Origin of the sequence: Sphingobacterium ginsenosidimutans (assembly GCF_039536865.1) — a bacterium.
GTDB lineage: Bacteria > Bacteroidota > Bacteroidia > Sphingobacteriales > Sphingobacteriaceae > Sphingobacterium > Sphingobacterium detergens.
Genome location: NZ_BAAAZK010000002.1, coordinates 1,748,032 through 1,771,650 on the forward strand (window position 1 = coordinate 1,748,032; position 23,619 = coordinate 1,771,650).

The 23,619-nt window shown below is 39.5% G+C and carries 16 protein-coding genes; 5 read left to right on the forward strand and 11 right to left on the reverse strand.

All coding sequences use genetic code 11. The annotated features are described in order from the left end of the window. Positions 1-12: 12 nt before the first annotated feature. The 4 genes from ABFX33_RS07255 (at position 13) to ABFX33_RS07270 (ending at position 2,938) form a co-directional block, all read left to right on the forward strand. Complete coding sequence (locus tag ABFX33_RS07255; protein WP_257088149.1) at positions 13-861, forward strand: hypothetical protein; 849 nt, start codon at positions 13-15, stop codon at positions 859-861. A gap of 154 nt (positions 862-1,015) precedes the next feature. Then, entirely contained in the window at positions 1,016-1,420 is a 405-nt protein-coding gene (locus ABFX33_RS07260) for a c-type cytochrome (RefSeq protein WP_346085206.1), read from the forward strand. A gap of 12 nt (positions 1,421-1,432) precedes the next feature. Continuing rightward, a complete protein-coding gene (locus ABFX33_RS07265) occupies positions 1,433-1,981 on the forward strand; it encodes a YceI family protein (protein WP_346085208.1) in 549 nt (182 codons plus the stop codon). An 18-nt stretch (positions 1,982-1,999) separates the two neighbouring features. Beyond that, complete coding sequence (locus ABFX33_RS07270; RefSeq protein WP_346085210.1) at positions 2,000-2,938, forward strand: DUF5777 family beta-barrel protein; 939 nt, start codon at positions 2,000-2,002, stop codon at positions 2,936-2,938. Positions 2,939-3,083: 145 nt separating this feature from the next. Here the strand turns inward: ABFX33_RS07270 and ABFX33_RS07275 are convergent, their stop codons facing one another. From ABFX33_RS07275 to ABFX33_RS07310, 8 genes are all read right to left on the reverse strand, one after another. Further along, positions 3,084-5,414 (reverse strand): glycoside hydrolase family 95 protein, encoded by a 2,331-nt coding sequence (locus ABFX33_RS07275; RefSeq protein WP_346085212.1) that lies wholly within the window; start codon positions 5,412-5,414, stop codon positions 3,084-3,086. 44 nt (positions 5,415-5,458) lie between these two features. Continuing rightward, complete coding sequence (locus ABFX33_RS07280) at positions 5,459-7,828, reverse strand: discoidin domain-containing protein (protein WP_346085213.1); 2,370 nt, start codon at positions 7,826-7,828, stop codon at positions 5,459-5,461. A 95-nt stretch (positions 7,829-7,923) separates the two neighbouring features. Then, entirely contained in the window at positions 7,924-9,135 is a 1,212-nt protein-coding gene (locus ABFX33_RS07285) for a DUF4998 domain-containing protein (protein WP_346085215.1), read from the reverse strand. Positions 9,136-9,159: 24 nt separating this feature from the next. Then, on the reverse strand, positions 9,160-10,341 hold the full coding sequence (locus tag ABFX33_RS07290; RefSeq protein WP_257088135.1) for a DUF5000 domain-containing lipoprotein: 1,182 nt from the start codon (positions 10,339-10,341) through the stop codon (positions 9,160-9,162). 52 nt (positions 10,342-10,393) lie between these two features. Further along, complete coding sequence (locus tag ABFX33_RS07295; RefSeq protein ID WP_346085216.1) at positions 10,394-12,307, reverse strand: RagB/SusD family nutrient uptake outer membrane protein; 1,914 nt, start codon at positions 12,305-12,307, stop codon at positions 10,394-10,396. Between the two features lie 18 nt (positions 12,308-12,325). Continuing rightward, entirely contained in the window at positions 12,326-15,688 is a 3,363-nt protein-coding gene (locus ABFX33_RS07300; RefSeq protein WP_346085218.1) for a TonB-dependent receptor, read from the reverse strand. A gap of 191 nt (positions 15,689-15,879) precedes the next feature. Further along, positions 15,880-16,977 carry a FecR family protein gene (locus ABFX33_RS07305; RefSeq protein WP_346085220.1) on the reverse strand — a complete coding sequence of 366 codons (1,098 nt, stop codon included), beginning with the start codon at positions 16,975-16,977 and terminating at the stop codon, positions 15,880-15,882. A gap of 385 nt (positions 16,978-17,362) precedes the next feature. Continuing rightward, on the reverse strand, positions 17,363-18,049 hold the full coding sequence (locus tag ABFX33_RS07310) for an RNA polymerase sigma factor (protein WP_346085221.1): 687 nt from the start codon (positions 18,047-18,049) through the stop codon (positions 17,363-17,365). A gap of 439 nt (positions 18,050-18,488) precedes the next feature. Between ABFX33_RS07310 and ABFX33_RS07315 the strand changes: the two genes are divergently transcribed. Continuing rightward, positions 18,489-18,962, forward strand: a complete 474-nt coding sequence (locus tag ABFX33_RS07315; protein WP_346085223.1) for a hypothetical protein — start codon at positions 18,489-18,491, stop codon at positions 18,960-18,962. Between the two features lie 19 nt (positions 18,963-18,981). Here ABFX33_RS07315 and ABFX33_RS07320 read toward each other — a convergent pair whose 3' ends face one another. The 3 genes from ABFX33_RS07320 to ABFX33_RS07330 all read right to left on the reverse strand — a co-directional run bounded on the left by ABFX33_RS07320 (position 18,982) and on the right by ABFX33_RS07330 (position 23,563). Next, positions 18,982-19,554 (reverse strand): hypothetical protein, encoded by a 573-nt coding sequence (locus ABFX33_RS07320; RefSeq protein ID WP_346085225.1) that lies wholly within the window; start codon positions 19,552-19,554, stop codon positions 18,982-18,984. A 34-nt stretch (positions 19,555-19,588) separates the two neighbouring features. Further along, on the reverse strand, positions 19,589-20,551 hold the full coding sequence (locus tag ABFX33_RS07325; protein ID WP_346085227.1) for a hypothetical protein: 963 nt from the start codon (positions 20,549-20,551) through the stop codon (positions 19,589-19,591). Between the two features lie 636 nt (positions 20,552-21,187). Continuing rightward, positions 21,188-23,563 carry a hypothetical protein gene (locus ABFX33_RS07330; protein ID WP_346085229.1) on the reverse strand — a complete coding sequence of 792 codons (2,376 nt, stop codon included), beginning with the start codon at positions 23,561-23,563 and terminating at the stop codon, positions 21,188-21,190. Positions 23,564-23,619: the final 56 nt, after the last annotated feature.

Consider the following 23,619-nt stretch of genomic DNA (forward strand, 5'->3'; position numbering starts at 1 on the left):
AAACTTAGTATAATGGAAATCAACCCAAAAAATGTAAAAACAACCCTAATTGCCGTCCTCATGTTGTCCCTTTTTTCGTCTTGTTCTAAAGATGACGATAAAGCCCCTGAGGATAAAAAGAGAGGAATACAAACAGCTGCAAATGCTCAATTTGGTACCATTCTGACAGATGCTAATGGAAAAACGCTCTATTTCTTTTCAAATGATACCAAAGGCATGTCAGCATGTACAGGAAATTGTCTATCAACCTGGCCGATTTATCATAACAATGAGACTAGTTCTGATATGAAGATCGATAAAAGCCTTCTAGGTGAAATTACGAGAGCTGATGGTAGCAAACAAAGTACCTACAAAGGTTGGCCACTATATTATTATGCTGGAGACAGCCAATCTGATCCTGTAAAAGGGGATGCCGTAAATAAAATCTGGTATGTGGCAAAGCCCGATTATGTGCTGATGGTTGCCAATGCACAACTTGTCGGGCATGATGGGAAAAACTATTTGGGAGATTACACGGAAGGTACGAGCAGCACCTTGTATTTAACCGACGATAAAGGCCGAACACTTTACGCCTTTAGCCCTGACAAATTCAATAAAAATACATTCACCAAACCCGATTTCAGTAATGATAATATCTGGCCCATCTATCAAATGGACAAAGGAGCCTTACCGTCCCTCATAAAATCGGCAGATATTTCGGTTATCGATGTTTTTGGTAAAAAACAATTGACTTTCAAAGGATGGCCTATGTACTATTTTGGTCAGGATCAACAACGTGGTGACAACAAAGGAATTAGCTTTCCTCGCCCCGCAGTATGGCCAATCTTGAATGACAAATCAACTATTGCACCTGCTAGCTAAATTATAATTTATGAAGCTTCATGATTTATTCAAATAAACGGCCAGCTGAACGGAGTCCGAAACATTCGAACGAGTCCCTGAAAGCACAAGCAGATAAAAATGTGTAAAAAATAAAGCTGATAGCTTCATCAACTTCGAGAAAAAAATGATAAAGATGAAAAAACTAAAAATAGCTAGACCGCTCATCCCGAACAATAAGTTCATCTTGACTATTGCGACTATTGTTATAATAGCGATTGCACTTACAGGTTGTACAAAAAAACAAGCGGAGGAATTATCTCCTGAACCTTCGGGGCCAGAAGAAGTTACCGTAAAAAATGTATCCTATACAAATTTTGCAAAAGCACTTTTTGAAACCAAATGCAGGTCATGCCATACCGCCGGACGACCTGCCAGTGCACGCTGGGAATTTAACGGATATAACTCTGTCAAAGATCATATTACAAGAATTAACAACGTCGTACTCGTGACCAAAACGATGCCCATCGGGGGCACCTTGACAGCGAAAGAAATAGAATTGCTGGATGCTTGGATCAAACGCAATACTCCGGAAAACTAATGCAAAACTCATATGAATAAGATACATATCTATAGTATACTCCTGTTATTGCTATGGAGTAAAGCGGCATTCGCTCAGCAGACAAATTCCTTAGTCTCCAAAGCTGCAACCATTTCTTTTTTCAGCAGTGCCCCCCTAGAAGATATAGAAGCGAAAAGCAGTTTAGCGGGGTCTGCCCTAAATATCAAAACAGGAGAAATTATCTTTCGGGTAAAAATTACCTCATTTCAATTTGATAAAAAACTGATGCAGGAGCATTTTAATGAAAACTATATGGAGAGCGATAAATATCCGCTCTCTGAATTTAAAGGTAAGATCGAAGAATGTGAAAAATTAGCCAAAGATGGCACCTACAAATTGAATGTTTCAGGTACTTTACAAATTCACGGTGTCGGTAAATCCTATTCTACCGCGGCAACTTTCAATGTGAAGAATGGTGCAATAAAAGCTATCGCAGCCTTTGATGTCAGACTGGCAGACCATAAAATCAGTATTCCCTCCATCGTCGGAAAGAAAATTGCGGAGGTCGTGAAAGTAAAAATAGAAGCTGCTTATAACTAATAATTATTCCATTCAATTATGAAAAGTATACTATGCATAATGCTATCTATTATTTCGCTGAAAGTAGTTGCACAGGAAGATCTCGATAAAATGATCAAGCTTGAAGGGCCAAAGAACGAAAAAGTTACGGCGACATTTAAATCAGGCAACTTGATCAATCTAAAAACTACTGAAACCATTCATCGAAATGAAATGGACTTCAGAGTAGATCACCGGTTTGGGGATATTGGAGGAAGTGCCGGCGGAGCAAAAAATTTCTTCGGTCTTGACAATTCAACAGATATCAGGATCGGTTTTGATTATGGTTTAACGGATAATATCAACATCGGAATCGCCAGAGCGAAAGGTGCTACAGAAGTCAGACAACTCTATGAAGGTAATATCAAATACCGCTTTGTTGAACAAACAATAGACAATAGTGTACCTGTTTCGATCGCCTTTTTTGGAAGCACAGTCGTATCCGCGATGGAGGCTTCGGAAGAAAAACATTCAGCGGCAAGTTTCGAACGGTTCAGCGACCGCCTGAGCTATGTGACGCAATTGATTATTGCTCGAAAATTCAGTTCGAGTTTGTCTCTTACCGTTGTACCCTCCTATCTTCACCGTAATTATACAGCTTATAATGATCAGAATAACATGTTTGCAATCGGTATTGGTGGTAGGGCGAAAGTCAGTAAGAGGATAGCATTCGTTGCCGACTATTTCCTTCCTTTCCTTCAATCCTCGAAAAAGAAGTACCGTGAAGAGGTAACTGGCCAACGCTACTACAATGCTTTAGGAGTTGGTCTGGAAATGGACACAGGTGGACATATATTTCATCTCAATTTTACAAATGCCACAGCGATACAAGAATCACAGTTTATCAGTGAGACCAACAGTTCATGGGGGAAAGGACAATTTAGATGGGGATTCAGTATTGCAAGACGTTTTAATTTTAACAAAAAAGATAAAGGATAAAATCAGTATACACGCTGCGCTTATTGGTTTGCTATCAATGATATTAATCGTTTAAAGCTGAACTATTATTCCCCCACCGATAAAGGTGGGGGGATGATAGTTTTTTAAAAAAATGCCCATGAGAGGCATTCCTTTGAACAGCTACTTAAATATTTTTAAGTGTGGTGTACCATTGGTAGCCACCATTTAATCTGATTTTTATTTTTTCTGGCTTCGCAGAGCGTATGGTATACTTGATCAATTTACCCTCTTTCCATTTCATGTCTACCGTATAATTACCCCTCGCTTTAAGGCCTTTCACCTCGCCATTTTTCCATGCATCAGGTAGAGCAGGCAACAGATCTATACAGCCATCGTGACTCTGCAAAAGCATTTCAGCAATACCAGCTGTAGCACCAAAATTGCCATCGATCTGAAATGGAGGATGTGCGGAAAATAGATTCGGATAAACACCGCCACCACCGCCCATATTATTGGGATCAGCTACCGGTTTTAGCATTTCCCGGATCAATTTGAACGCTCTGTTTCCATTATGAAGTCTTGCCCAAAACAAGGTTTTATAAGCGATAGACCAGCTCGTACTATTATCTCCTCTTACCTCAAGCGTCTTTTTTGCAGCTTCCGCAAGTTCGGGAGTAGATAAAGGCGTGATTAATGCTGCTGGATAAACCCCATATAAATGAGAAACGTGACGATGAGTCGGTTCGATTTCCTTATAATCCTCCAACCACTCCTGTATACGTCCATCTTTGCTGATCACTCCGGCCGGTGGTATCGCCTGCAGCAAATTCTCCAAATCCTGTCTAAACGCATGATCAATTTTTAGCTTTTTGGAGGCTGTGATCACATTCGTAAACAGCTCCCGCACAATCTGATTATCAATGGTAGGTCCCATACAGATGCTCGCGGTCTTTCCGTTAGCCATATAGAAAGTATTCTCTGGCGAAACCGACGGGGAAGTAACCATCCAGCCTGTTTTAGGGTCTTTCACTAACACGCTTTTATAAAATTCTGCCGAACCTTTCAGCACAGGATAGATATCTTTTAGATAGTTTAAATCATTTGTAAAAGCATAATGATCCCATAAATTGCTACATAACCATCCTGAGCCCGCATTTGATGCTCCCCATGATGCACTTTCGCCAGGCTCAGTAAATCCCCAGACATTTGTAATGACATGCGCAATCCAGCCATCAGCATTATAGTAAGCCTTGGCGGTTTTCTTTCCCGGTTCAACAAGACTTTTCACCAATTCCGCAAGTGGCAGATTCAGTTCAGATAGATTGACCACCTCCAGAGGCCAATGATTCATCTGTACATTCACATCCAGGTGATAATCCCCATTCCATGGTGTGTTGATCTCCTGCGCCCAAAGACCCTGTAAATTTGGTGGCAACAATCCCACTCGGGTGCTACTGATGCTCAGGTATCTCCCATACTGAAAAAACAAAGTCGCGAGTGATGGATCATTATTGAAATTGTTGTAGAAATTGGCTATCCGACGGTCTGTTGGTAAATCTGCAGCTGCCCCTTCTCCAAGATCAATATAAGCACGTTTAAAGAGCTTATTGAATGTAACTATATGACTGCGTTTTTGCAGATCATAACTTTTTTTCATCGCCGCAGACAAAAATTGACTTGTCTTTTGTTCAAAGTCAAAGCCCTTGAAATCGGTTCCGGCAGAAATGTAAATCAACACCTCAGTAGCATCCTCAACAACCAGATTATTATTTTCCGGACGGATCGTTCCGTCTTTCAATTTCGCCTGTACCCGAGCCAGATATTTCATCCCCTTACCATCGGTACCATTATTGAGCTGGCCGGACATCTGCAATTCGTTGCCCACTGTATTAACCTGATAACGTTCAGGTCTATTCATCGCAATACGACAATTGAGCTGCCCCGGCTTGTCTGCTGTCAACCGAATGACATCGACATCATCGTCAAAACTTGTAAAATACTCGCGTTTATAATTTACACCATTACGTGTAAATGTACAGTTCGCAATGGCTTGGTCCAATAGGAGCTCGCGACGGTAGTTCTCAACTTTTTGTTCCTTTCCCTGATCCCCCTTATAGGTGAAATCGACCTGCAATGCACCCATTGTTTGAAATTTACCCCACCGTTCTCCTGCTGAGCCTTCACCTTTACAGACAAAATTGCTGTTTACCAATGCTTGCGCCTCATCATTTTTACCCTGTAAAATAAGTTGCCGGATAGCCGGAAGGCTTTTGTAGGCCTCGTAATTATTGGCATCCTGCGGACTTCCAGACCATAGAGTAATATCGTTCAGGACAATGCGCTCCTTTAAAATACCGCCATCGGGTGTCATTCCCAACCTGCCATTGCCCATCGGCAATGTGGCTTCCCAAATTTCCGCTGGTTTATCATACCACAATTTTAAGGGCTTTTGCTGAGCAGATACAGTTGTAAAAGCGAAGCAGCAAAAATAAAATACAGTTAACAGTTTCTTCATGATATATCGTGTTTCAAATCCCTCATTTTGTTGTGGAAAGCTAGTTAATCTCCATAAACCTTAAATTCATAGATATTGGCAATAGTCTTGTCTTTGGCAGGTAACACTGTCAATCGTACCCATCTCGCTTTGGCATTGCCCTCATCAGCAAAACATGGAATTGATATTTTAGCGTTGTTGGTTTTATCTGCAAAAACAGACCATTTTACATTGTCGGCGGAATACTCAATTTTATATTGTGCTCCTTTATCCACAAAATCCGTGAAGGTTTCACATCTTTTGATTTTCTGTACAGAACCAAGATCCACGACCAGATGCTGCTCGGTACCATCAGCTTTTGGACTCCACTTGGAAAGGCTATTTCCATCAAATGCACCAATCAAGCTATGTCCCACGGGATCAGCTGGAGAGGTCGCTGGTTTCCATGCAGACAGCAATTGGCCTGAGGCCGGAGTGTAGTTGAGGACAAGGTTGTCGAATCCAGCAAAATTAAAGCCCGATACGTAACCTGCCGCACCAATTGAATAGGTATCATCCTGTACATCAACAACGAGTTGGCCGTCTATGTAACCTTTGATATTGCTTCCTTTTCCGGTCAACTTCAGCTTATGCCATTTACTCGTATCCACATTTCCACTTGCAAGTATATTTTTCTTTGTCTGAAGTTTCCATGTACCATCTTTATAGATATTAAAACGATAGCCGAAAGGAATATTTGATTGATTGGCTTTATCATAGGCTCCTCTCAAAATTAGTCCGGCATAGCCGACTCCATTAAAGGCATCATTTTCGACAAAAACATCAGAAGAAATTTCACCCTGCTCCCATTCCGTATTTTGCGCAACAAACGTATAGGCACATTCATCCGGAATCCAGTGAGTGATATCGTTTACGAGCAATTGTCTTAAGTATTTATTATTTCCCTCAGATTGCGCCAATTCAAAAGCCCCCGAGTTGTCATAAAAGTATTTTGGCGAAAGCGGGGCTCTTTCTAAAGAGTAATTATCAAAATTATCACTGTATTTTGTTGGGAAGGCTTTTTCTTTAGGAATATTGTGCGCTCCCTTTTGCTGACCTGTCGTTGTCGTAATCGTATAAATACTCTCCGGATCAATAGCTAATGTAACTTCTCCGTTGACTACAGAAACATCTTCCTGTTGTACAAATTGGCTTTTACTGTCCGACTTCCACACATGCAACTTATCTTTAGGAAGATCAGCGATATTGAATGTTAATTTCTGCCCCTCTGAACCGCTGACCACCACAATACTATAATCATTGCTGCCATCCATGTTTTTATAAGTACAGTAAGCACCATCACCACTGAATTCCCCACAGCCACTATCGAGGTACTTCCATCCCGGTTTGGCAAACTGGTTAAAATGCGCTACTGCCCAAATCGTTGGCCACACCTCATAATATCCTGACCACGGTGTAGTCCCTTTCATCAAGCCTACGTTCGAAAAACAGGAAATATCGGGCATTGAAGCAATCGGACACCACATATTTACTTTCACTATTTTCCATTTGATGTAACACTTTAGAATGTTCTTGGCTAAGTATGTCGTGTTTCTCCAGGATGCTCCGGGCAATGAAAAATCCTCACCGGACCATAAGGGTAATTCTGTCAGAACAGAATTTGGATTTGGTTCTTCACCTCTATATCCCCACATATAGGAGTCCGGATAGTGATAGCTGATCGATGAAATTGTATTTCTGAACACAGAGTCTTTAACCAGCAAATCACTGATTTCCCATGCTTTACCAGCACCTTCGGGTGCATTTATTTTAATATCTTTAAAGCCATTCCGATCGAGTGTAGGTCTTAACACATTGACAATCCAATCCCTGTTATAATCGCGTTCATTCCAACAACCTGAAATATACTTCATCTTGAGGCCCCAGTGTTTTGCACCTTCAATAAACTTGACCAGGTAGTCTGCATTATCCTGTGACCATACCCCTTTAAACCATCCGGGCATGCTCCATTCCAGGGCATCGAGTTCTATATTCGGATTTCTATTTGCAGCTTCACGCATCAGCCAGTACTCAAATCCACGATTGTAATGAGGTTTTTCCATTTCCGCCCTTGTTCGTGCAAAACTTGGTTCCGAACCACAGGTGGTGTTACCATCCCCTCCAATTTCAGTCTTAAGATAAGTAAAGCCTGCACCGAAGTTTGGCTTGAACAGGTAATCTAAAATATCACTTCTGGATTTATCGGCATAATCTATTAACAATCTTGAGGAAGAGCCTGCACTGACAGCTCCGACCCCATCAAAAAGCCGTCCGGTACCTTTTCCGTCGATCTTAATTATTTTAGATGAACCAGCATTCGTCTGTGCTAAAGCGGCACTGACTGCAAGAGCTAAGTAAAGTGTTGTAATTGTGTTTTTAAACATAGTTGGTTTCATTGTATTACCTGTTTGAATTTCGTATAAATTTCAGGGTAAAATCTGATGGTGTTACCCCAAATATTCTTGTATTAGTGTATGCTAAAAATTGGTTACTATTTAACGATCCGATCACTTGTCCAGAAGGTCAGTTCACCCATCGTGATAAATGTACCTCCGCCCCAAGTTTCCAGTACTTTAATTCGGATATACCTCGCTTTGGGTGTTCCCGGAGGAAGTTTAAATTCTTCGCCTGCTTTTGCGTAGTTGATATCTCCATCGGTTATTTGTCCAACCGGTAATCCTGAAGGTTTTATGGATTGACATTCGGCCAGTTTTGTCCAGCTTCCCCAAGAGCCATCCGAAGAAGGACTATTGCTACCCCATATTTCGAATTTCTTCACATTCTCAGCCCTAAAGATACGGTCTGCCGCCTGCCAGGTTTTAAATCGGCTTATAGAAACAGATTCCCCCATATCAAAAGTAAACCATTGTGAAGATCCATCAGTGGAAGCAAAGCCTTTACCGTCATAATCTTTATTCCAAAGATATTCCATCAGCCACCCCCAATTATCCCGAACATCTGTAGGAAGCGAATAGACCTTAAAGTTAGCCTTATCCACTTCGCGCTCGAATGCTGGAATCCCGGTCTCGACCTGATCGACAGTGAACTCGTCTATTGCTTTAGGCTCGGGTAGAAATATAGATCTGTAGACAAGTTTAGTATCATTCTTATAACTTGGCAACTCTGTAGTTGTACTTCCTCCGGGAACAATGGCTGTCTGTGCCACACCCGCTTCGTCTGTATACTTTAGTTCAATGGATTTTTCGCCATCTAATGCAGCATTCCAATTGACAATAAGCTTGTTTCCATCCGGAGAAAAATCAATTGATTTAATCGTACGGTTGTACAATGCACGTTGATAATTATCACCATATGCTGTACCAGTCACTTTTTTGACGACTGATCTCGCGTTATTGGCGGTATATGTATATACCTCAAAAGAATAGGCTCCTTGGGTAAGGTTATTGAACATAAAATCAACCACATCCTTACCAGTTGTCTTTACAACATTTGCTTCTACGGAATCCGTATTATTTTTCCAGAACACCTTGACTTTAGTGACCAGTGGGTCATTGCCCAGAATAATCCGCAATTGAATCCTGTTCCTTCCTCCATTAGCTGCTACACTATCTGCTCTCCCAGGATAGTAAATTTCGCCATCTTTTGTAATCTCCTTATAATCGTCTTCTTTTGTACAGGAAATTATAATAGTCCCAGCAACGATAAAGAAAAAAAAGCAGGTTAGATATTTTATTATTTTCATATTTTCTCTTTTAAAGTATGATTACTACGGATTAGGATTCCCCCACAGAGTCAGTTCCGTGAAATTTACATAAACACCATTGGTCCAGTTTTGTAAGGTCTTAAACCGGATATACCTTACAGCAGGTGCTTCTATAGGGATATTGATGGTTTCTCCTTCCAAGGCTGCTTCATTATCAGCGTTAGAATTCTGTCCGACAGGTAAACCAGAAGGTTTAATCTGTTCGTGTTCGGCAAGCAATACCCAATTGGTGAAACTGCCATCCGGACTCGGATCATTAGAACCCCATATTTCCACTTTTCTCGGATTATGTAGATTATAGTACCATCCCTGCCTCATAAACCAGACTAAACGGCTTAGTTTTACGGTCTTCCCGATATCAAAGGTAAACCACTGCGGCATCTTTACAGGATCTGTTGTATGATATGCTGTCGTATTGCTTACATCACCATCAAAAAGATATTCGACTTCATTTCCAGGATAATTTTTCGCATCCGTGCCATTAATATTTAGTCCTTTCATCTTTGTCCGATCTAGTCTAGCCTCAAAGATGGGAGTTAATGTCACGTAAGTCGTGTCCGATAGGTTGCCCCAGCGATCCCGTACCATCAGTCCGAATCGGGTTTCCACAGATGGCAGCTCTCTGGCGCCAAAGCGTCCTGTTTTCGCTTTTGTACTGAGCGTTTTTACAGGCACAAAATTGCCCAGCTTATCATTGGTTAAGATCACAATAGCGACATCTGAGCCAATATCGTTCTTATAGGTAACATCTATTCCACCAAATGCCTCGCTCGCGACTAGCTTTTCCTTGACAAGATCAAATGGAGGTGTTTTGGGCTGTACTTTTACGACCAATGGCGCCGACACATTTTCACTTTTGTCGACCGCGTATAATCTTGCTTCGTAAACATCCGTATCAGCAAATCCTTCCAAGACCACACTGTCCAGATACCGGCTCACTTTTGTCGCCCGAACAACACCCTCTTTGGTGGTATACTCGGCTCTTATATAGAGTAAATCTTTATCTTTTGGTAGACTATAGGTTATTTTAGCCGCCCCATTTAAATTTTCAACCTCAGCATGGCTTACTGGCTCCGGTGCCTGCTTATCATTTTTATCCATCGTCCCCACCTCGGTTTTCCGACAGGATCCGATCGTTCCAACGATCAATAGTCCCGCAAATAACACAGATATTATTCGTTTCATTTTTTCTTTTCTCACTAGTTAGTCATTCATATTAAATTTTCCTTGGCTATTATTACCACCCCCCATTTTGAACCAGATTCGGATTTACCAAAATACTGTTGTCTTTTATTGGCCAAAAATAATCTCTTGGACTATTAAAGCTCTGATTAAACAATAATACCCTGCGGTTATAATCCGGATAGCTCGTTTGGATGACATCCCAACCATAGATAGGTTGGTTCAAAAATTCTCCCGCTCTTTTCCAACGTCTCAAGTCCCAGAAACGACTACCCTCAAAAGCCATTTCAATTAAACGTTCCTGTTGGATAATTTCCCTCAAACCGTTCTTATCTGTATATTTATTCGGGTTTTTCGCGAAGTTTGTCCATGACGATTCGACAGATTTAAGTCCTGCCCGGTCTCTTATCATATTAACATACTCCAAAGCAAGAGCCTTGTTATCCGTTTCATTTAACGCTTCAGCATAAAGTAAATAAAGATCGCCTAAGCGCACCACAGGCCATGGATAGCGCTCAACGGTAATATTGGTCGCACTGGCAACCATTTTCCAATTGACCAATTTTTTAGTGTAATAACCTGTCACCGAATAGATACGACTTTGCTTTTTCCCAGAATGTTGCCCTGATTTGGCTTGAATGTTAAAATTTCCATTCTCCATATACCATTTAGAACCATCAAAGGCCATATCTGCATAAAAGCGGGGCTCTCTGTCAAAATGTAAGCCGACGGATTGGTATCCATTCTGTATCCCAAGATCGTCAGCTGTTGCAGTCCTCAGCTGGAATCTATTGGCATAGTCCCATGTTTTATCTTCTATAATAGGAACACCATTTTCTGTGTAAAACAATTCGGCCATTTTCATGGTAGGCGCGAGCTGCCCTTTTAAACCGGAATTAGGAACATTCGGATCCAGCTGCGGACTCGCATAGAGTTGCAGCGTCCAGGTATCATTGGGCTTGGTTGTTGTTCCCCAGATTAACTCCGAGTTCCACTTCTCACATACGGCATTACGGATGCTCATTTCCGTTTTTGTGAAATCATCGACCGGCTTTGTTGGCGAAATAAAACGATATAAATCAATATCTGCATTTTTTGCTGCCGTAATTGCCAATTTACATGCCTCTGCGGCTCTTTCCCATTTTTTCTGATCATAGGTGGCGCTAAATAATGCTCTTCCATCGCGATTCTTGATATGGGCAAAATCTGGGTTTCCGTTAAACAAAGGACTTGCTGCCGTAACAAGCAATCTTGCTTTTATTGCAAGTGCGATAGGTTTAGTAATTCTCCCCAATTCAGTACTTTGATTTATAATCTTATCCGGTAAGCCTACACTACCTTCTCCTGCCGCCGCCTCATCGAGTAGATTAACAATATAGTTCACGACGGAGTCAGCTGACTGCCGACTTACTTTAACCTCCTCTGGCGTAGCATAAATTGGTAAGTTCTTATCGACAATAGGGATAGGACCATACATTCGAAAGAGGTACCAATGAAAATAAGCCTTCAAAAATTTAGCTTCAGCAATCCAGCGATCTCTCATATAGGGTTCAACATCTTTGACCCTGTCGATATTTTCAAGAAATATATTGCAGTTCCGAATACCGTTCCACATCGACTTACCGTCATAACCGTCCCAGTAGTTTAATTCAGGTTCATCTTTATTCTGAAGCCCCCTGGCAATATTATAAGGGGATAAACTTGAATAATCCTCGCCCGTTGGCATTGGCCAATAAATCCATAGCTCGTCTCCAGTATTCAGCCCCGCATTCATTTCTGGATGACCTTCCCGTGGCAGGCCGTCATAACAGGTAAACAAAAACTTCTCTGCTTCATTCCGGTTGGAAAAAGCGTGATCAATGGTAGAAACATTGTCCGGAACCACATCAAGAAAATTTTTCTTACAGGAATTCATCATCAATAGCAGCAAGGCCGCCGAAAGGGTAAAACGAATCGTATATCTTTTCATATTGAATTTCTTTTTTTATTAGAATTGGACATTTAATCCGAAATTGTATACTTTTTGTAGCGGATATCTTAGACCATTACCCCCCATCTCTGGATCCCAGAGATCAAAGCTACTTTTGACAAATAGGTTACTGGCATTTAGATAAAATCTGATTGGTCCCACGCCCATTTTATCAAGCATTTTGCTCGAGAGGTTATAGCCCAATTCGACTGTTTTTAACCGTAAAAAAGAACCATTACGCATCCACCAGCTGGAAGGTTTGAGGTTATTTTGATTTAGATTCGGACTTAAACGAGGCCAAAACGCATAAATATTGCCATTCTCTTCGGACCAGTGATCATCAGCAATGGCTTGTAACAAACCATGTTGATAAGGTCCATTCATAACAAAAGGACTAGTTTTATCGGGATCAATCCAGAAAGAAGACCGGCCGGATCCCTGAAAGAATCCACTAAGATCAAAGTTCTTATAGCCTACCGACAATCCAACACCATAAATAATTTCAGGTACCATCGGTAAACCCAATGGCACATAGTCTAAGGAAGAGATAATACCATCCCCGTTAATATCCCTGTATTTGATGTCTCCACCCATAACCTCACCGAAAGTCTGAACTGGAGAGTTTTTCACCTCTTCATTATCGACAAAAAGTCTCTCTGCAATAAGACCATAATATTGGCTAAGCGGATTACCGACTTTAGACAGATAAGCTAAACTGGATGGATAATTGGGTTCCTCATTGACAAGCAATTTGCTCGTGGCATAGGTAAATGTTCCCCTTGCCTGTACCCACATACCACCAAAAGTCTTATTGTAATCCACCGAAAGATCAATACCCTTTCCTTCTGCCTCACCCACATTCGCTTGTATGCCTGCAGATAATCCCATTGTCGTTGGAACATAAGCCCGATTCATCAGAATATTATTTCTGCGTGTTTTGTAAGCATCCAAAATAATATTGACACTGTTAAACAGGCTAAGATCCATACCTAGATTGACTGTTGTTGCCTGTTCCCAAGTAATCGTCTCATTGGCATATCTCGAAATCGAAACACCATCTTTGCTATAGGTGTAGTTTGTACCAAAAGCTGATCCATGACCTCCATCCCTCAGATTCACTTTAGACAGATAAAAGAAGCGGTCATCTGTATTGCCGATCTGATCGTTACCGATCAGACCATAAGTTGCTCTAAATTTTAGTTTCGTTATAGTCTGTCTTAATGATCTAAAAAAATCTTCATTCGATGCATTCCAAGCTACCCCGATTGAAGGGAAGAAGCCATAACGATGATTTTTCGCAAAACGTTCAGAACCATTTAGTCCAAAATTTGCTTCAAGTAGATACCTGTTATCATAGCCATACGTAAATCTCCCCGACAGCCCTTGATTGCGAAAAGGAAGCGAAGCCTGAAGATCAGCTGCATTGCCCGTAAGAAAACTCCGCAACTGGGTCACTAATAAAGCACCGACACTATGCTTTTCTGAAAAAACACGATTATAATTAACCGCTGCCTCCATATAAGAGACTGTGTTTGAAACTTTATCTCCTCTATTATAATCAAGATACTCTGTTGCATTTTTCTCATTGAGCAATTCCAATGAATATTTATCACCTTTGGCATCTAGCGCATTTGCCCGATAATAGAAAGGATTGTACCTTCTGTTCAAATCAAAATAAGAATAGCGTTGTGTATAAGCCATAAGTCTTGCACTCAGTCCTTCTGTAAGGAATTTGAAATCCTGCTTAACTTCAAGTTGCACATTCAATGTTGAAGTGTTGTACTGCTGAAATCCTGATACCATTTCTGCATACGGATTAAAATATAAAGCTTCTCCCCTTTCACTAATTTTAGCATTGCCAAATAAAGGATGTTGCGCATAAGGCATATCAGATGCAGGAAAAACAGCTGGAAATTTAACAGGATTTGCAGCTATTGCGCCCTGAAAGATATTACCCCCTCCACCAATTGGTCCTTGATAATCATCGAAACTGCCCGAAGTCCGTACAATTCCCTCCGTGGTTGGTGTCAGTTTGACATTGACATTTGACCGGATCTGATAACTTTTCAGGTTAATATTATTATCGAATTTATTTCCATTATCAGACTTTAATACGCCATTATCCACGTTATAAGTTCCCGCAATATAAAACTGTGCGTTTTTCCCGCCACCACTCATATTCATATTAAATCGCTGGTTGAGGGTGTAATCTTTAATCAACAAGCCGATCCAATCATTATTTGGATACAGTAAGGGGTTATCTCCGGCAATTGTCCGATCAATCTTGTTTTGACTGTATGGCAGCTCTCCCAAGCGATCCCTGGTCAGCACAGCTTCATTCGCCAACTTCATATAGGTGATATTGTCCGCCAGTTTGAAATTTTGCGTATTGGAAGAAAGCGAATTCTCAACCCTCACATTGAATTTTGTTTTGCCTGAGATACCAGATTTCGTCGTCACCAACACCACGCCATTAGCTCCTCTAGCCCCATAAAGCGATGATGCCGCTGCATCTTTTAAGACTGAGAAACCAGAGATATCATCGGGTTGCAACCGGGCTAACGCATTGGAAGAGGATTCCATACCATCAATCAAAATCAATGGGTCTACCTTCCCACTACCAAATGTTGTGATACCGCGGATAAAAAACTGTGCATTATCGGCACCGGGTTCTCCACTCCGTTGAAAGGCGACGACCCCAGATAGTCTTCCCGCAAGCATCGTTGTCAGATTGCTGGTTGGCCCCTTCAATTCTTTCGGATTGATTGTTGTAATGGAACTGACCATACTCTCTTTTTTCTGATGGCCATAAGCCACTACGACCACCTCATCCAATTCGCTCTTATCTTCCGTTAATTGTACATCTATCTGTTGAAGTCCATCAATCGGAACTTCTTTTTTTGCATAACCAACGATAGAGAAGACTAGAATTCCCTTGGGGTTTGACACTTTGAGACTATAATTTCCATCGACGTCTGTTGTCGTTCCATTGCTTGTCCCTTTTTCTACGACAGAAACACCCTGTAGTTTTTTATCTCCTTCTCCTGAAACGATACCTTTAATCAAATTCTGACTGGACCGGCTCTCCCTTCTTTTGGAAATAATAATCATTCTTTCCTCTATCGCATATTCCAGCCCTAAATTAGCCGTAACTTCCTTCAACGCCTCGTCAACTGTGGCGTTCTTAACTCGAAAATTTGTCTTTTTTAATGGGTTGATCAAATCTATATTATAGAACATGTCGTACCCGGATTGTTTCTTGATCTCTTTCAGCACAGTTTCTATAGCTGCATTTTTCAGCTCGAGATTGATACGTTGGCCATAGCCCTCCGCAAATGCCGAAATTGAAAATAAAAATGTAATTACAAATGTTAGCTTCATTATGATTAGATGCTTGCGAGTACATATTCCAGGCCCAAATAGGCGCTGTAATAAACAATACAAATGCTTGTATTGAACTTTTAAATTCATACTTTTGTGATGTTAGGTTTTTAGAAAATTTTGTATTACCCTAATGTTCGCCGACGGTATGGCAGTACTGTCGGTTTTTTTGATTAAGTTTTTTTCCCCATTTATTTTTCAAATTTTAGTGTAGTTCCTGTTCGGTTAATCTTAATATTTGCTGTCCGCGCAATAACACTCAGTGCTTTGTCCAGCTCATAATTTCTTGGTATAGTTCCGCTAAATGTAAGTGCAGGAAGGGTTTCAAGGTCCACATCAATATTGTACCATCTGGCAAAATCCTTCATAATTTCCTTTAATGTTGCATTCTCATAAACAAATACACCATTCTTCCAGCCCAATACCTGCTCCTCGTTTTCAGTCTTATCTTGTTTCAAAGCTTTGGATTTTTTATCGAGGACAATCTGTTCACCCGGTTTAAGGATATACTCCTTCTGAGGCGATGATCCGATCAGATTCTGGACAGACACTTTACCATGAAACAACGTGGTTTTAGTCGTTTGTTCATTTTCATAATTGTTGACATTAAACTTAGTTCCGTATACCTTAATCCGTTGATCGTGTGTTTTAACGATAAAAGGCTTCTGCTTATTGGTTTCCACGTCAAAAAATCCTTCGCCCTGAAGTTCGACCTCCCGTTGATCCTCTGCATAAAAAAGTGGAAATTTAAGTTGGGAATCAGAATTTAAAACCACAGCACTACCATCGGTAAGATAAATACGTGATTGTCGGCCTTTGGCTGTCCGGAGTGTTTGATAAATGATCTGAGGCTTAAGATTAGGCAAACTATCCAGTACTTTAACGTGAATATCCCCCAGACTATCCTGTAGAATCACAGTTCCATTTTCCCGCAATAATTCAACGTTGGAGGTACCATCCAGTTTTATCTCTTTTCCATTACTTGTTATCAAAGTACTACTGTTATCCGCTATTCCTATACCACCCGATTCTTCGCCCCCACCTGTGTACCATAATACCGAAATTGCACAGATTATTGAAGCTGCAGCGGCAATTGAAATCCATGCGAATAGTTTTCTGTTGTTCTTTTTTCGGTTCTGATAAAAATACTCGCGGTCAAAATATTCATCAAGCTGCTCAATAGCTATTTTGGCCTGATCATCTAACTCAATTTCTTCTTCTAGCTGCAAATCTTCTAAAATCAGTTCCTTGAAAAGTTTTGCATACTCCTTTTGTCGCATGTAATGCATCAACAAATGGATTTCTTCATCTGTGCACTGTTTAGCAAGATATTTTCTATATAAGTTTATTAATTTGGTTTGTTCCACAGTATAATTGGTCTTACTTTAACTCTATATACGTAAGCAAAAAAAATATCAACTATGCCAAATCAAAAAAAATTAAAATACCTGCAAATATGTTCTACGACTTGCAAACGCAGAGATACCCAATGGATATTTACTGATTTTAATGTGTAATGATTTGTAGCAGGATTGTGCTGATGTAGCTGAGAAATACAAGCTGGAGTTCCGCTAATAATATATAAGGAAACAACAGTGATTTCGATTCTTAAATGGAAAATCGAGGTTAATATTCCACAAATAATATTATAAGAAAAAAGTACTGATCCAAATCCTAGTTGAGAAATACAGGATGGTATTCCGCAAATAGCACCATAATGAAACAACAGTAGTTCCAATTCCAATGCGATTTAATAATACCCGTAGCTTTAACAATATGATTATTGATTGTGGCTGTAGAAATATTCAAAAGTTTGGACACCTCATCATAGCTTCTACCTTCGAGCTTACAGAGTACATATACTTCCCGACATCGTTCGGGAATAATATCCAAGATATCATTGAGATATTTCTCCATTTCTTTATAAGAGACCTCCGCTTCAATATCATTTGCGCATTTTCCCTTCGATAGAATCATCAGCTGTTCACTCTTAACTTGATCCGAAGCAATTTTTCGAAAATAATCGTAGACTGTACTTTGTGCAATTGTATAGAGATAGGATTTAAAATTTTTTGAAACATCAATCTGCGCTCTATTCTGCCAGACCTTTACAAATACGTCCTGAGTGATATCCTGTGCAAACTCCACTGATCTTACCTGCTTTAAAATACGGCCGAAGATCTGTGCCCTATAGCCATAATAGAGCGTTTCGAATGCCTTTTGATTTCCCTCAGCCAATTGTACGAGCAATATCGCGTTGTCCTCTAGACTCATAATTCTATTTCTATCGAAGTTCAATAATCCATGGTTTTTCAATTGCATTACGATGTGCGGAGAAAATAATTCATACTTTCTGCACATGTGCTTTTGCTTTTCTAGGTACTTGACGAGTTGAAAATAGCAGCAAAATTTCGTTAGGCCACCTGACAGTCGCCTGACAATTGATCTTTAAACAAAAGAAATAATATAAATTAAATCAGAGATGTATAAAACACGCAAAAACATGTAAAATATTACGATACAGCCAATGCATTTCTCTTTTTTAAAAAGGAAGTGTCAAATCAGTACTTACATTACTAAATGAGTGAGCTACTTTTCTCCGACAATAAACTGTTTCACTTCAGGAGCAGTATCATGCAAGTAGCTGAGCCAATGAACCTGTCGCCTAGAAATATCGAAGGTAAAAAGCTCAAAACTGGCACGAAATTCGATATCATTTGACCGGACATAATTAATCAAATACTTAATAAAACTTGAAAAATAACAAAGTCATTTTTAGTCGTAAAATAATCTAAAACCTATGATCGTATCATTAAATACTTATTTAATTATTATTGGGATATTTTGTCTTTTAATAGTTATCAAACCCCTATATACCCGATTTATCAAAAAAGAGGAAAGTAAAAATGATGCGGTATTGTTATTGCTTCTGCTAACTATTCCGATCAATTGGTTTACACCAACGATCCTGACAATTACAGACTGCAGTAATTACACAAAAGAGGTTGTGCTGTTCCCAACAACGAAAGATGGCTTTAAAATTAACTATGGAAGAGCGACCTATATCTTGAATAAATCGGATCGGAATTTAACATTTGAATACTACTATTACGGAGATAATACACCAGCGAAGGGAGAGGAAAATAAGGAAATTGGACCGAAACAAAATGCGAAAGTAAATGTTATTTCAATCGATTATATTCTTTCAGAACCGGCAGAGCGTGTATCTACAAAATCGAGCGGTGCAACAAAAACTGTATTGAGATGTAAATAAATAGGATATAGCACATTCGTTATTCCTGCTGTATCCAGGCAAATTTCCCCTTGTTTAAATAGATAACACCTCCACCACAAGATTCAGCCTGGTGAATGAAAATACCATCGTTTACCAATTTGATTTTATCTGTTTCATTTACTTCTTCATCTGTGATTATTTCACCATCATCATTTACATTGTTCCAATAGATTTCCCCTTTGGGCGCCTTTTCAAAAACACCCACCCAACTTATATCATCAAAGCCCTGACCCAAGATATCAGTGCCCATCCCTAAGTATTCAATCTTTTTGTTCCCAAAAATAAATCTTAAGCCATATTTCTCATTTTTTGTATTTTGGACAATCTGCACTGTATCCGTCAAATTGTCTCCGTCCAAATCACAGTGTACCGTACTCGGTTTATGTATGTGGGATAACACTATCGTGTCTGGAACCGTCCGGTCTACTGTATTTCGAGTGGGCTTATCATTATTTAATTCAATCTTATTTTCGAGCTGTTTGGACCTGGAATTTTCAGTCTTTTTATCTTGACAGCCCAGTATGCATAATGCCAAAATGAGAGAAACTATAAAACGATTTCTTGCCATCATCTATAAATTTTAAGAAAAAATGTTCCCAATTAGATTAGTTATCACAATTCGCAATGAATATAGGATTGGGCAATATCTTTACCGTTGTCTGGGGTTCTGACTTTCCCTTAATCTGGTCAAACTTCATTAATATACCATCGTAATGGTAGTCTGTGCTTTTATAGTCCAGTTCTTTTGCAGGTATTGCCCGATTGAGATATAGATTTTTGCCGGCATCATATCTGTAAGCTGCCAACTCAATTTCCTGATCCATATCATCATGGGTATTGTATCCATTATTTACCAACTTGAAATCCGCATCAAAGGCTCTATCAAAAGATTGGTCTAAAAATTTCAGTTCTTCGAGCATAGAAAATTCTTCCTCTTTAGTAGATTTGCGAATAGGCTCATCCGACTTATCACTGACTGCATATAATCCTTCTTTGCCTATTTTGAGAACAAAGTCATTGTGATACAAGCTACTTTGCATATGCTGCACAATAAAATCATTAAAATCGCCACTGGCAAAATGATACATCAATTTAGGAATCTCAATACCACGATCATTGTCCTGGTTTTCTCGCTCCAATAAGGTAATCGTATCCATCTTTTCATTAAACAGATGAACACTAGGAAAGTCCTTACAATTCGCATCCTCATTAAAAAGTGGCTGCATCTTATCCGGGAACGTTCCGACCAAAATCGCACTGCTCAAACGGTCCCCCATGAAACAAACACGCATTCCACTTTTGATGGTCGGATTTTTCCGCGCATAGACATAAAATTGAGCGGCAGGATTTTTAGGCTGTAGATAAATAAGATCATTTTCGATCTTCCAGTTACCTTTTATTAATGTTCCGTAGGCTATTATCAAAAATGTCTTGTTTTTGTTTATAACAAAAGCAGCACCCGAAGATTTATATACCCCATCAATATGTTGTTCGCTTTGTTGTGCACAGACAAGATTAACGCATAATGTCAATAACAGCACAAGTAGTTTATTAAATTTCAATTGCATAGTTCCAATATTTAGTTAAATATCGTAAAAATGCCAAAAGATAAATTGGCTATTAAAAATTAAATGGTGGGAGAATAAATTTTCGAAGGACTATCACCAATATTTGATTTATCGCTTTCCCAACGAATATATTTCAGTGTGCAGGCTATTCTCCACTTAACAGGCAGTTTATGAATGAGATGGAATGAATCTATATCACTATTGAGACCAAAATCGGAAAGATAGCTCACGATCAGCAATAAAACTAAAACTAGTCCATTAGCGTAGGCTAGATTATGTTGAATATAGTTATAGTTATCCGCATTGGTCTATGCAAAAGATTACTGTGATCTTGTCTCACTATTTTTCAGTAATGCAATCTCTTTATTTGTTAAATCAATTTTCTATAAAAATCTCCCGGCCTTGTCGCCTTCTGTACCGACATTTTTATTTATAACATTTTATAATTAACTCAAATCAATAGCGTAGTCATTATCAATTTTAGCCAATGATATAGTTTTGCAAAGATATTGAATTATCATAGAAAGTTACCCGATGCAAAATTGTCAACCACATGCCCAAAATGATAACTTGCCTATTTCAGTAATAATTTTAGCCAACCACAGACACACGGGGGATACATTTTTTTATTAGCATTTATCTCTTCGACGCTATTATGATATCTCTAAAGAATATGGTCTTTCCGCTTTTGGTTATGCCTTGAATAGTAATCCAAAACCCTTCTGGGTTACTATTATTAAAAAACGAGATCTCCATTCCGCTACTTCTCCCATCCAATTTGACCTCCGGATTCCAATACAAGGTGGGGCGTGCATCAAATTGTTCATTTGCTAAATCATCATTATAGGTTACCAATTTAAAATGTTCTTCTCGCATATAACCTTCAACTTCCTGCTCGTCCAAGGCTCTGCCTATATATGAGTCCCCTTCACTTGGATCCATTTGATAAACATACAATACAGAAGTAACGGAACCGTCTACTTTGAATTTCTCAAAGTACTTGACATACGGAATCCGATCCATGGATGTGTTGAATAAATCTTCCAGCTTCCTTCTATTTGTTCTTATTTCATAGTTATTAACAAATACACGATCCCATCTGGTTGAATCTGCAATTTTAGTATAATTTAAACGAGCATATTCTCCAAAATTTAACGGCAGAGCCTTGACGAAACGGTCGTTATGGGGATCAAGTACGGCATCAGCAAGTCCTTTAAATTTTTCTCCTGCATATCTACCCTCAAGGTAATCAATACGCCTCTGCTGCACACTTCGATCTACCTTGACTTCCTTTAATCGGATCCACCCGTTTTTATCACGATAGCTCAATGGTGTATAGGCCCAATTACTTTCGTTCCATGCCTGAGGTATTAAAAACTTTTGTTGTAAAGGGGGAATAAAAAAGGTAGAATCTACTTTTCTCGGTCCAAAATTGTACTTAACCAGAAATTTATCAAACATCATCTTTTTTTCAATAGCAGACAGCTTAGTTGTTATCGTCCCCCGGATAATCAAATTATCCACGATAAAGTATCCTGAGAGATCAGGTATAACTGTTTTATAACGCATAACCTTATCTTCCGGAAATTTGTATCCAAAAGACATTCCACTAGGTTTTCCTTTCCCATTATTTTTTGCTATCTGATCAACAAGCTTCTTGTGGAAATGCACCCATTTATTTTCTTCCATTAAGATCTGCCCTTGTAGGTAATAAACGGAGTCATTTGTCGACCGTACCTTATTAAAATTCAAATTGGATGGAGAATTCCAAGCGCTGGTGGCTATCAGACCGTACTGCAATTTATCATTCCGGAATAAATGTGTTGAATGGACAGGTCCCTTATGCAAGAAATAGGGCCTAAAGTAAATATCCTCAGTAATATCTGGGACGCAATCATTGGGTACTTCCAAAGCTGTGATCGAGATAGATAAGTTTCCCTCTTCACCTGAAGGCAAACTCAGTCTAAAACTATTCTTTCCTCTGTCCTTTCGCGTTATCTGCAACCATTTGATACTAGGCACAATTTGAATATCTCTCAATCCGCCCACAAAATGAGCGGATTGAGAGCGTATGCTATCCTGTTGATCGCGCAGCTCAAGCCGCAGCACACCATAATCTAGATCATTTCGGTTTAAATAAATAACAGTCCGCCGATCAGGTCCAATTGTGATCGTATCTATCATGACCAACCTGTCATTCGAAGCCAATATGATCTTTACCCTTTCAGCAGGAAGATTACTTTCTAAATAAACAGCTATAGTGTCACCTATATCCCTACTATATATTTTTCGTCCAAGTTCGGTCTTTAAAAGGATGTCAGGTTTACGCCTACCATTCACCTCCCATTCAAGGCGACAATTCCCAACGAAAGGGGGAACATTGACAACACCATAACCGGAACTATCTAACTCAAAAACCGACAGTAAATCACCATCACTTTTTAAAATAGTCCCTTTGACAAGTAGTGGTTTTTCACCAGCCTCTATCGTCTGCAAATAAAGCCTATTATCTTTATTTTGCAGGAAACGATTGCCTTCAGGGCGTACAATCAGGGGGCAATCCACCGTTATAGCTCCACTGTCTAAATCATTTTTATTCTGGTTATTTATTTGAATAATCGGAATTTCCTTGAAATAGTATCGTTCAATCATTCCTTTATCTGTGCCCACGTAAGCATTAATATAGATACTGGTCTGCTTCCAATCCAGCGGAAGTAAAAATACACCATCACTCATACCTCCACGTTGTAAGCTAAACATAGATCTCACAATATTACCCTGTTGATCCGCAAGATTTAGATGGAGATTGATGGCAGAAGAATCCAGATAGCCATGCTGCACAACATAGCTTTTAAACCACACAGAATCGCCAGGGAAGTAAGCCTCCCGATCAGTATGAATGTATATTTTTCGTACTTCCTGTTGTCCATAAACCGAGCCCGAAAAGAAGGCAAAAATCAAAATTATTTTACTCCAGACAACAACGGTTGAGAAAGTACGGTCCAAAATCATTATGCATAAATTTCTAGTTGGTAAAAAAAATAAAAAAAGTCAGACACTGTAAATTA